The sequence below is a fragment of the Chryseobacterium sp. HNCC26DJ239 genome (genome assembly GCF_057180445.1).
In genome coordinates, this window is sequence record NZ_JBXUGJ010000002.1 from 186,153 (window position 1) to 196,692 (window position 10,540).

The following is a 10,540-nucleotide window of genomic DNA, read 5'->3' on the forward strand; positions in this document are numbered from 1 at the left end:
ATATAATCAACTGATGAAAAATGACAAGTGAATCTCTTCAATCGTTACTAGAAAAGTTAAATAAAAATGACACGTCGTCTAGCCTTATTTATTGTAGACCACTGAGTTCTAACGTTGATTTTGCTAAAATTTGGTTGGATAAACCAAAATTAACTGATAGCGTAACTTCTTCTGACGGTCCTGATATTTTTTATCTGATAAAAAATGATGAAAATATATTTGTTGCTATTGTATTTGATATGATAAGAGATTTGCATTGGTTTGTACATCCTGATTTTAGAGGCAATGGACATTTAACAAATGCAATGAAAAATACAATAATTCCTCATTTATTTTTAAGCAGGAATGAACAAAGAATAACCATAAAAGAGTTTGAAATTGGGACAGATAATTTTAAAGCTTCCGAAAAAGTAGCACTCAGTTTAGGTTTTGTATTAGGTGAAGATGGAGAATATTTCTTGTCACACGATAATCGTATTACTGAAAATTATAATTTTGGAGAAAACACTCCACTTTCTCAAGATAGAATTGATGAATTGAAAAAGCAGATTAATTTCTTGGGTCGATCTCTTTGGGCTATACAAACTGAAATAGAAATGAAATTTGGTGAAACTGACTATTCAGAAGAATTAATGGATTTGGTACACCAAATAAGGAGTAATAATTGGAAATTGGAAGATTTTTACTGGGCTATTAAAAACAAAGATAAGCTCTCATAAGATACTTGTAAATAAATTCCAGAGTGTTTTTTTTGTGCCTTCTCAGTTCAAGAAATTTTTAAGAAAAAAATTTAGGTCGGCAAAAATACAATTCCTTTCTTCGGGCGGAAACGTATTTTTGCGGTTCAAAACGGAGCAACCACATTTCTAAAACAGTCCTTTCTATAGCTTACCTGTTTTTGAAAAGAGGTTGCAATGATGATTTTATTGAGATTGATGACCAATTAAATAGATGATTTATTTAATCAAATCAATATAGAAGCTATTCATAAGTTAATTATTGCTACAAAATAACGTTTTGTATTTTTACATTTGAACATTAATCAAGAACTGACTTCGGGCGTTTTATGGTTGGCAAAGCAATTTTTTCAGAAGTGGCATTGCTTGATTGTAATTCACTTTGAAGAAATGGCATTGTGTTTTTTATGGAAGATTTCCAGTTTGTTATCGGCTTGTCGTAACCGTTTTTCCATCCGTTTCCGAGCCAACTGTCATACTTTTCTTTAATCAGTTGATCTAATTCAGGAATATAGTTTTCTAATGTTTTCGCATACTGTGTAAATTCTTCAAGCGAAGGAATATTTTCTGAAACCTGAATGAGCATTGCGGTAGTAATTTGCGGTGAATTATAGGAAGTCAAATTTTGATTCTGCGGATTTTCTGTTTTCTGTAGAAAATTTTCGGCAGGTTTCTTTTTTTTCGAAATAGTCTTTTGATTCTTTTTATTTGTCGAGCCTCCTTTGTGGATTTTAGTTTTTTCAAAAGCGGATAAAACAGGCGAATATTCCGGAATAATTTTATAATGTCCCGGAAGTCCGTTTTTGGATTGATATTGAATCATTCCCAGAGTAACCAATTTTTGGCGTAATGTAATAATAGTAGGTCTTGTGATTTTCAGCCGTTCGCAAATTTCAGTATCTGATAGGCTAAAGTCATTTTGTTCGTTTTTTTTCCATATTTCCAGCAAAAAAAAATAAAGGGCAACCGCAATAGCTCCCAACGGTTCTTTTTCGTTGAATTTCCAAAATTTTTCAGTTAATCCCGAATCATTCATTTTTTATGCAAAGCCATAAGCTCCATTGCTTTCTCTTTATCGATGATAATTAGATGTCCGTTTTGAATGATGGCATCATCCAATATTCCGCTGGATTTAAGTTCCGCTGCTTTCGAGCGGGAACATCCAAGCATTTTGGCTAAACCTTTAAGTCCATATTCATACTTTTTTTCTGGAATATTGTTTTTTTGTAAATCCAGAAATTCCTCGACAGTCAGCTGAAGCAATGGCTTTTTAGGATTGATATTCATATTTTGGTTTTTCTTGATTTTAGAGATTATCTAGGAATTTAGAGGTTCGAATTTTAGTATTTAAACCTTATTTTTTGAGCTCATAGTTATTGTCAGTATCTTTAACAATCAATCCTTTTTCACGCATAAATTTTATATAACTCTTTGCCGTTCGGTCTTTGACAGCCATCATACTTTGAAGTTTCTCACATAGTCCTGCGTAGGTATAACGCTTTTGCTGTGAAAATAGATTTCGGGCAATATTTGCCAGTTCCATCTCTTTGCGTTTCTCCTTTTCTTCTTTGGTTTTTTCTCCGACAAAAACGTGCATCCCTTTTTCCTTATTCCAGGAGAATTGAATAAGCGGAATATCCAATGGACTTCCATCTCTTACTTTCAATGCTTTTACCACGGATATTTGGGGATCGTCATCTTTCTCGATGGATAAAATAGCGGCTGCTTTTCTCTGAAGTTCGCTTCCAAGGTGTCCCCGAAGTTTTAATCCGTTGGGTGTAAAGTGCAAAACACCGACAATGCAGGTTTTATAAATTCCTGCCATACGATAGAGTTCATCAATTAAAGCGACACTTTCCGCTTCATCATTGGCACATCGTATCAAATCGGCAATTCCGTCTATCACGACCATATGAATCCCTGAAAATTGGTAGTAAAATTTATCCATACTTTGCAAGATTGCCTGCATCCTTTCTTTTCTTGACATCCCTGCCAAACAGTAGGCTTTGAAATAATTAGGCATACTTTCTCTTCCAGAACGTTTCAGAATACCTGAAATGTTTTTGTACAGTTGATTTTCGGATTGTTCGGTATCGTAAAGCAAGACTGCTTTACCTTCGTTATTAGGTAAAATATGGGTTCCTAAAGTATCTATATGCTCTTCTTGACATAATGTTCCGGCAATCAGGCTTCCTACATAATTGCTTTTTCCGGTTCCTTCACCGCCTGTTAATCCCATTAAATTGCCTTGTGTTCCTAAAGGAACATCATTGATAGAAATGACTGTTTGGGATTGTAAAGGAGGCTGACTAAAGTCGATTTCGCAAGGTTTCAATATCGCCATAGTTTCGTTGTATAATTGGTCTAAAAATTCAAGGAATAATTGGTTGAAATCATTTTTGGTATTTCCCATTCTGAAAAAATCGGAAATATCCTTTTCCTGTTTAGTTCCTGAAAGAGGTAGGATCAAACGATTTACTCCGAAACCAGACAACTGCTTTTGATGTTTGAGCGAAGCCTCCAATCCCGTTTTATCCACATCATACAAAATCAGAATGTGTTTGAAACGATAAGAAAGTTTTTTAATCAGACTTTCTGGTATCGAACTAGTCTCGCTGTTGAAGCAAATCGCATAGAATCCTTTGGAAGCCAATGAGAGTACATCTTTTTCTCCGCCGGTAATAAACAGTGTGTTTCCTTTGGCAGGCAATTGTTCCAATCCAAAACAATAGGATTCAGGCAGATTTCCACCGTACAGGAAGCGGATTTGGGAAAACGGACGATAAATTTTCACATATTTTTTTCCAAAATATCCAAACATAGGCTCTTCAACTGAAGATTGTATGGTAAAAGGTTTTGATTCTTTATTTTCACTTCTAAATTCATCCAATGAAACCACTTTGTATAGTTTCAGAATTTCACGGGTAATACCATATTGTTTCCAAAACTCATTTTCTTTCAGTGTAAAACCACGTTCAAATATGGTGTAAGGTTTAGGATGATACGCTAGTTCCTTCAATGAATTTCCATTTACATTATTTGCTTTTGCTCTTGAAGAACTTCTATTTTGAGGCAATGCATAATCGTTTTCCAATCCCAAATTCATTTCCTGATTGATCTGTATCAGAATCTCAGTAAAATCTTTAGTACAGTCTAGATTTTTTATTTTTCCTACCAATGAAAAACAATCCCCATCATAATCAGGATTGCCAAAATCCTTCATACGATACATACCGCTTCGACGGTCAAAGTAGATATTGCAAGATGCTTTTGTATCATCATAAAAAGGGTTTTTGAAGTTTCTACCCACACGCCAATCTCCGGGAAGATAGTGTTTGAAAATATCCAGTCCGTCACGGGTGCAACTGAGCACTTTGTTTTTGTCTAACATTTTTTTGGTGGTTTTGAATCAGGTCTTTTAAGCAGTCTTCACTCCGGCGGATTAGGTTTTCCTCCATCATTCTTTTGATTTCACTGATTTTATAGTAATTTTTTCCTCTAATACGAGAATAGTTGATTTTATTTTCACTGCGTAGTCTTTGCAGTGTTCGATCACTAATCTTCAAAAAGGTACATACCTCATAACTGTCTACCCAACTGTCTTCTTCATCTTGTGTGTTTTGCTGGGAAATAACATAATCGAAGATTGTATCGACTTTTGACATCAAGTCTTTAAATGCTTGAGATTCAATAGTGATTACTTCCATTAGTGTTTTTTTATTTAAAGCCTCAAAATTAATAGTAGCAAATATGAAAAACCAATTAATCTAAGGTCAATAAGAGACAAAAAGAAGACAATGTAGGACAAAGGATTTTATATAATACTTAACCTCAAAATAATATTTTTTTTGGCCGATTCATTTTTGATTACATCAAAAATAAACAGAGATTTTTTTTGAGAAAGTAAGATTACGGCTCATCAGGGCAGGTGCAAAGGTGCAAGTATATATAATACTTGCACCTTGCACCAGTCCCAAATGCCGATGAATAGAGGATTGGTGTTTTGAAAATTTTTGGCTAAATTTGCACTATGGGTGATTTGCAGACAAAAGGTGGACACTCGGAAGGTTAAAATAGCGTAGGAAACGCTCTAAATCGTACCCCTCAATTGAATACACAATCGTTTATTGATGAATATTAGATGATTACGTATTATTTGATAATTTTATCTTATAAATATAATGAATTTTTAAGGAAAATAAATGATTTGGTATATGAGCAAAATCTAAATTATTTTAATGAACTTTGCTAAACCCTAAACCCTAAACCCTAAACCCTAAACCCTAAACCCTAAACCCTAAACCCTAAACCTAAACCCTAAATGTCTCCAGAAAAAACAAAACTCATTACCGACAGTTTCAGCCGTTCCGAAACATTAAAATTCTACAAAGCCGAATTATTGGAAGTAGAAACCGATTTCGTATCGATTAAAATTCCAAAAATGGAACTCATGACCAGAAAAGCAGGCATGTTCAACGGCGCGATGATTGCTTCTTTGGTAGATGTTTCTTCAGGTTATGCGGCGGTAAGTCATTATGAAGAAGATTGCTATGTGGTAACGGTAGAGTTGAAAGTAAATTATCTTCGTCCCGCGATTGGTGATGCGTTGGTTTCAAAATCGTTTGTGGTAAAAGGTGGCGCCAAAATATCTGTCATTCGCACAGAAATTTATACTGTTGATGAAAATCATGCTTCAGAAAGCCATGTTGCAACGTCTTTAGTAACGATGATGAAGATAAAGTAAGATGTTCTTTTGCCTTGAAGCAAAAGAACCAAAAATTCAAGACTGGATCTCTCAGCTAAAATTTTTGAAAAATTCCTAAAATTTCCAAACTCGGGCGGAAATAATGATTTAAAATCTCAAGGGGTTATTTTAGCCGCCACTCAAACAGTGGAAATTTTTTGACGGAATTTCTCAAAAATTTCTTAACGCTTCGATATCCTAAGTCATTCTATAGGAAATGTTGAAAGATTATGTTTTAGGAATTACATTTGTTGTACAGCAAAAATTAAATTTTAAAAATAAATTATGAACGTAATTATCCGACTTCTCATCACAGCAATTGTAGCATTTTTGCTCACAAAAGTTATTGGTGGAGTGCAGTTTGCTAGTTTTAGCGGTGCTGTAATTTTCTCTATTGTTCTTGGAGTTTTAAACCTTATTGTAAAACCAATTTTAAGTATTTTAGGTTTTCCATTAACGATTATTACTTTGGGATTATTTGCTTTAGTTATTAATGCCATTATAGTTTTGTTGGCTTCAAAATTCGTAAACGGAATGACAGTGGATGGTTTTCTTTCCGCGTTTATTTTCAGTGTTTTGCTGTCTATTTGTACTTCATTGGCAAATTCGATGTTTGCAGATAAAGATTAGTGTTTTTAAAATTCAAATTTATCAGTTTTAAAAATTTATAAAAACTGACTGAGCAAAAAACAAAAATGCTGACCAAATTTCGGTCAGCATTTTTCATAAATTCATTGGCTTACACTATTATAAACCTTACCTTTGGGCTTCTTACAATTAAATGAAGAATTGATGGATTTTTTGTCTTGAAAATTCTAACAGTAATAAAAATTAGAATATGAAATTGAAACATAGTCTGCTCGCTTTGGCAGCACCGTTGGTTATGAATGCACAACAAGTAATGACTCCTGAAATTTTATGGACTTTGAAAAAAGTTGGCGTTCAGGCAGTTTCTCCCGACCAATCTGCATTGATTTATAAGGTGGGACAAACCGATTTAAAAACTGAAAAAACAAAAAGCGAAAATTACTTCCTCAATGTAATCAACAACCAATCTACAAAGGTTGATTTTGGTAAAAAAACTTTAATTCAGTGGGATAAAAACGGAATTTACGCACAGGAAGCCGATAAAATTTTCCTTTCTAAAGATGCAGGAAAAACTTGGTCAGAATTTTATACCATTGGCGAAGTAGACAACATTGTAATTTCACCAGACGGAAAGAAAATTGCTTTCAGCAAGCAGGTTTTGGTTGAGAAAGTAATGGGAAAAGACAAATATTCTGATACTCCTAAAACAACGGCGCAAGTTTATACAGATTTGAATCACAGACATTGGGATTACTTCAATGAAGGGAAGTACAATCACGTTTTTGTGGTGGATATTTCTGTAAATGTTGATGCTGCAAAAGATTTATTAGAAGGTAAAACCTGGGATTCTCCACAAAGACCTTTTGGTGGCGCTGAAGATTTTGTATTCAGCCCAGATTCTTCAAAACTTTTATATGTTACCAAACCTAAAAGCGGTGCAGCATACGCAACAAGCACAAATACAGATATTTTTGCTTATGATTTAGCTTCCGGAACAACTAAAAATCTTACCGAAGGAATGAAGGGATATGATGTAAATCCTAAATTTTCGCCAGACGGAAGATGGTTACTTTGGCAAAGTATGGAGCGCGATGGTTACGAAGCAGACAAAAATGACATCGTTATCATGGACTGGAAAACGGGGGCGAAAAGCAATATGACAGGTCAGTGGGACGAAAGCGTTACCGGAACTGCTTTTTGGAGCCAGGATTCTAAAAGTATTTATTTCAATGCGGCATTTAGAGGGACTGTTCAGCTTTTTTCTGTTGATTTAAAAAATGCTAAAGTAAACCAAATTACCAAAGGAAATTTCGACGTAACTGATATTTTCGGGGAAAGCAAAAAATCTTTGGTGATAAGCAGAACAGACATCAACCACAGTTCAGAATTATTCTCTGTAAATCTGAAAAATGGCGAAATGACGCAGCTTACCGATGTGAATAAAGATACCTATGCAAAACTTTCTCAAGGGAAATCGGAGCTTAAAATGGTAAAAACTTCAGACGGAAAAGAAATGGGAGTTTGGTTTCATTATCCACCCAATTTCGACCCAAATAAAAAATATCCAACTTTAGTATATTGTCAAGGTGGTCCGCAATCGGGCTTAACTCAGTTTTTTAGCACAAGATGGAACTTCTCTTTGATGGCTGCAAACGGATACATTGTTGTAGCGCCAAACCGCCGCGGAATGCCGGGTTGGGGAACAAAATGGAACGAAGAAATCTCAAGAGATTGGGGCGGACAACCGATGAGAGATTATTTGGCAGCAACAGATTTTGCGAAAACTTTACCTTATGTTGATGGCGAAAGAGTTGCGGCTGTTGGAGCTAGTTATGGAGGTTACAGCGTATTTATGTTGGCTGGAATTCACGAAAACAGATTCAAAACATTCATCGCTCATGATGGTTTGTTTGATATGAAATCTTGGTATTTAACGACGGAAGAACTTTGGTTTGCGAATTGGGATTTAGGTTCGCCGTGGGAAAAACCGCTTCCAAAAGCTTACACAGAATACAATCCAAGCAATTTTGTTGACAAATGGAATAAGCCCATTATGATTGTACAAGGCGGAATTGATTTTAGAGTTCCTTACGAGCAAGGTCAGGAAGCTTTCCAAGCTGCAAAATTGAGAGGTTTAAAATCTAAATTAGTCTATTTCCCGAACGAAAATCACTGGGTTTTACACCCACAAAACGGTTTGGTTTGGCAAAGAGAATTTTTTGATTGGTTGAAAGAAACGTTGTAATATAACTTTACAAATATCGATAGGGACGGGCTTTAGCCCGTCTTTTGTTTTAAAATATCTTCATGTTGGCTTTAGCCAAAACCTAAAGATTATCTATTTCCCATTTCAGATTTTCCCTCGCTTTGTCTTCGTATTTTTCTTTAAAATGTTTCGTTTTAAAAATTGTTTCGAATTCAAGAAAATGTTGTAAAGCCTTTTTCCTTCCAGGTTTGTAAAGGAAATCTGGGTAAATTACATATTCTTTCCTAATGTTTTCAATGTATTTTTGGTAGATATTTCTTTCGGCGCCAAGAATCGACAAATCTGCGTCCGTAAGGAAGTTTACATCATCATTTTCAGAAAATTGATGCTTTTTGGTCGCTAAAATTTGTTGTTCAATGGTTTGAAGGTTATGTTCAGAAAGTTGAAGTTTTCCTAATCTTGAAACCGCAAACTCTGCGCTTTTCTCTTCATTATCTTTTGAACTCGCTTTGTAAATGATATCATGATAAAAAACTGAAAAAGTGATCATTTTAAAATCTTTTATTTCATTTTTCACCTCATTCAACTCCTCAAACATATTCATCAGATGTTCTAAATTGTGATAATATCTTGATTTTTGAGAATATTTCTTCTCAATTTCACTCCACAATCCTTCATGAATTTTTACATCCGAATGGTAATATAAACAGGTTTCAAGAAATAATTTTTTTAGCTCCATAATATTTTATTCTTTCAAACAAAAAAAAGGAACTTTTCAGTTCCTTATATTTTTACAAAGCTGCTTTCAAATCAGCCCATCCGCCACCGTTGTAGCCATCTTTTAAACCTTGAGAATTTAGGTATTCCAAAGCTTTTCCGCTTCTGTTTCCGCTTCTGCAGAAAATAATTACCGGTTTTTCGATAGACAAAATCTCGTCTTTTCTATCCTCAACTTCACCTAGAGGAATGTTGATAGCGCCTTCTATATTTCCGTCCATTTCAAGCTCCATTGGCTCACGAACATCGATTAATTCATAGTTTCCAGACTCGATTACTTCTGCTAATGACATAATGTATGATATTTTAATGTTAATAAAATGTGCTCTCAATTTTTCAATTATTTTGAAAAACTCAAAGTCTCACAAATTTATAAAATAATCCTAATTTTGCAACACGAAATTATGAGCAACACTTCCGAAAAATACAGCCACCTAATTAAAGCTAAAGCAAAAAAGTTTGGCTTTCAGGATTGTGGGATTTCTAAGGCAGATTTTTTGGAAGAAGAAGCAAAACCTCTCGAAAACTGGCTCAAAAACAACTTTCATGGAGAAATGAAATACATGGAAAATCATTTCGATAAAAGGCTAGACCCAAGATTGCTTGTTGAAGGTTCCAAATCGGTAATTTCGCTTTCGTATAATTATTTCCCGGAAGAAAAAATTTCAAGTTTAGATAATTTTAAAATTTCTAAATACGCTTACGCAGAAGATTATCACGAAGTGATTAAAGAAATTTTGAGAGAAATGGTTGCCGAACTTCAAGAGGAAATTGGGGAGTTTGCTTTTCGTGTTTTTGTAGATTCTGCGCCGGTTTTGGAGCGAAGTTGGGCAAGAAAATCTGGAATTGGTTGGGTGGGCAAAAATGCCAATTTAATTACCAAACAAAGCGGTTCTTTTTATTTTTTGGCAGAAATTATTTGCGATTTAGAATTAGAAGCAGATTTCCCGACGACCGACCATTGCGGAACGTGCAGAAAGTGCATTGATGCTTGTCCCACAAATGCAATTGTTTCTGAAAAACTAATTGATGGCAGCAAATGTATTTCTTATGCAACGATTGAGTTGAAAGACGAAATTCCGAGTTATTTTAAAGATAAAATGGATGATTGGATGTTTGGCTGCGATGTTTGCCAAGATGTTTGTCCGTGGAACCGTTTTTCTGCACCGCATCAGCAAAATAAATTTAAGCCCAATGATGCTTTAAAAAACTTCAAAAAAGGGGAGTGGAAGGAAATTACCCAAGAAATTTTTTCTGAAATTTTCAGAAAATCGCCTGTAAAACGTACAAAATTTGCCGGTTTAAAAAGAAATATTGAGTTTTTAGAAAAACATTCAATGTAAAATAATTTGTCCTTTTGCCTTGATGCAAAAGAACGAAAAAATCAAGACTTAAAACTTTTTACGCTACAAATTGAGCCACCGCTGCAAAGTTTAAACTCGTGCGGATTCATGTTAGTTTTTTTCAAGATAAATTTTGCCCGCACTC

The 10,540-nt window shown here is 34.6% G+C and carries 11 protein-coding genes; 5 read left to right on the forward strand and 6 right to left on the reverse strand.

Annotated features, from left to right (window positions below):
• Positions 1-20: 20 nt before the first annotated feature.
• Positions 21-719 carry a GNAT family N-acetyltransferase gene (locus AC2A1D_RS04545; protein ID WP_484042476.1) on the forward strand — a complete coding sequence of 233 codons (699 nt, stop codon included), beginning with the start codon at positions 21-23 and terminating at the stop codon, positions 717-719.
• Between the two features lie 319 nt (positions 720-1,038).
• On the opposite strand, the gene AC2A1D_RS04550 is transcribed toward AC2A1D_RS04545, so the two are convergent.
• The 4 genes from AC2A1D_RS04550 to AC2A1D_RS04565 form a co-directional block, all read right to left on the reverse strand.
• On the reverse strand, positions 1,039-1,773 hold the full coding sequence (locus AC2A1D_RS04550) for a transcriptional regulator (protein ID WP_484042477.1): 735 nt from the start codon (positions 1,771-1,773) through the stop codon (positions 1,039-1,041).
• On the reverse strand, positions 1,770-2,024 hold the full coding sequence (locus AC2A1D_RS04555; RefSeq protein ID WP_484042478.1) for a DUF3853 family protein: 255 nt from the start codon (positions 2,022-2,024) through the stop codon (positions 1,770-1,772). Before AC2A1D_RS04555 ends, AC2A1D_RS04550 begins: the two co-directional genes overlap by 4 nt.
• 67 nt (positions 2,025-2,091) lie before the next feature.
• Complete coding sequence (locus AC2A1D_RS04560; protein WP_484042479.1) at positions 2,092-4,128, reverse strand: toprim domain-containing protein; 2,037 nt, start codon at positions 4,126-4,128, stop codon at positions 2,092-2,094.
• Positions 4,091-4,444 carry a helix-turn-helix domain-containing protein gene (locus tag AC2A1D_RS04565; RefSeq protein ID WP_484042480.1) on the reverse strand — a complete coding sequence of 118 codons (354 nt, stop codon included), beginning with the start codon at positions 4,442-4,444 and terminating at the stop codon, positions 4,091-4,093. The genes AC2A1D_RS04560 and AC2A1D_RS04565 overlap by 38 nt, the downstream gene beginning before the upstream one ends.
• Positions 4,445-5,058: 614 nt before the next feature.
• Between AC2A1D_RS04565 and AC2A1D_RS04570 the strand changes: the two genes are divergently transcribed.
• From AC2A1D_RS04570 to AC2A1D_RS04580, 3 genes are all read left to right on the forward strand, one after another.
• Positions 5,059-5,481 (forward strand): PaaI family thioesterase, encoded by a 423-nt coding sequence (locus tag AC2A1D_RS04570; protein ID WP_484042481.1) that lies wholly within the window; start codon positions 5,059-5,061, stop codon positions 5,479-5,481.
• Positions 5,482-5,766: 285 nt separating this feature from the next.
• Positions 5,767-6,111: a phage holin family protein gene (locus AC2A1D_RS04575; RefSeq protein ID WP_484042482.1), complete on the forward strand. Its 345-nt coding sequence runs from the start codon at positions 5,767-5,769 to the stop codon at positions 6,109-6,111.
• Positions 6,112-6,319: 208 nt separating this feature from the next.
• Positions 6,320-8,314: a S9 family peptidase gene (locus AC2A1D_RS04580; protein ID WP_484042483.1), complete on the forward strand. Its 1,995-nt coding sequence runs from the start codon at positions 6,320-6,322 to the stop codon at positions 8,312-8,314.
• 82 nt (positions 8,315-8,396) lie between these two features.
• On the opposite strand, the gene AC2A1D_RS04585 is transcribed toward AC2A1D_RS04580, so the two are convergent.
• Together AC2A1D_RS04585 and AC2A1D_RS04590 are read right to left on the reverse strand one after the other, a co-directional pair.
• Complete coding sequence (locus AC2A1D_RS04585) at positions 8,397-9,014, reverse strand: HD domain-containing protein (protein WP_484042484.1); 618 nt, start codon at positions 9,012-9,014, stop codon at positions 8,397-8,399.
• Positions 9,015-9,066: 52 nt separating this feature from the next.
• Positions 9,067-9,345, reverse strand: coding sequence for a rhodanese-like domain-containing protein (locus AC2A1D_RS04590; protein WP_484042485.1), 279 nt, complete (start codon positions 9,343-9,345; stop codon positions 9,067-9,069).
• 111 nt (positions 9,346-9,456) lie between these two features.
• On the opposite strand from AC2A1D_RS04590, the gene queG reads away from it, so the two are divergent.
• The gene (gene queG / locus AC2A1D_RS04595) at positions 9,457-10,395 is read left to right on the forward strand and encodes a tRNA epoxyqueuosine(34) reductase QueG (protein WP_484042486.1); all 939 of its coding nucleotides are present in this window, start codon (positions 9,457-9,459) and stop codon (positions 10,393-10,395) included.
• The last annotated feature ends 145 nt before the right edge of the window (positions 10,396-10,540 follow it).

What these genes read in the sequence shown, in the direction of transcription:
- AC2A1D_RS04560 (WP_484042479.1), bottom strand. Translation starts at nt 4,128, where the DNA reads ATGTTAGACAAAAACAAAGTGCTCAGTTGCACCCGTGACGGACTGGAT.
- AC2A1D_RS04565 (WP_484042480.1), bottom strand. Translation starts at nt 4,444, where the DNA reads ATGGAAGTAATCACTATTGAATCTCAAGCATTTAAAGACTTGATGTCA.
- AC2A1D_RS04555 (WP_484042478.1), bottom strand. Translation starts at nt 2,024, where the DNA reads ATGAATATCAATCCTAAAAAGCCATTGCTTCAGCTGACTGTCGAGGAA.
- AC2A1D_RS04585 (WP_484042484.1), bottom strand. Translation starts at nt 9,014, where the DNA reads ATGGAGCTAAAAAAATTATTTCTTGAAACCTGTTTATATTACCATTCG.
- AC2A1D_RS04580 (WP_484042483.1), top strand. Translation starts at nt 6,320, where the DNA reads ATGAAATTGAAACATAGTCTGCTCGCTTTGGCAGCACCGTTGGTTATG.
- AC2A1D_RS04570 (WP_484042481.1), top strand. Translation starts at nt 5,059, where the DNA reads ATGTCTCCAGAAAAAACAAAACTCATTACCGACAGTTTCAGCCGTTCC.
- AC2A1D_RS04550 (WP_484042477.1), bottom strand. Translation starts at nt 1,773, where the DNA reads ATGAATGATTCGGGATTAACTGAAAAATTTTGGAAATTCAACGAAAAA.
- queG (WP_484042486.1), top strand. Translation starts at nt 9,457, where the DNA reads ATGAGCAACACTTCCGAAAAATACAGCCACCTAATTAAAGCTAAAGCA.
- AC2A1D_RS04590 (WP_484042485.1), bottom strand. Translation starts at nt 9,345, where the DNA reads ATGTCATTAGCAGAAGTAATCGAGTCTGGAAACTATGAATTAATCGAT.
- AC2A1D_RS04575 (WP_484042482.1), top strand. Translation starts at nt 5,767, where the DNA reads ATGAACGTAATTATCCGACTTCTCATCACAGCAATTGTAGCATTTTTG.
- AC2A1D_RS04545 (WP_484042476.1), top strand. Translation starts at nt 21, where the DNA reads ATGACAAGTGAATCTCTTCAATCGTTACTAGAAAAGTTAAATAAAAAT.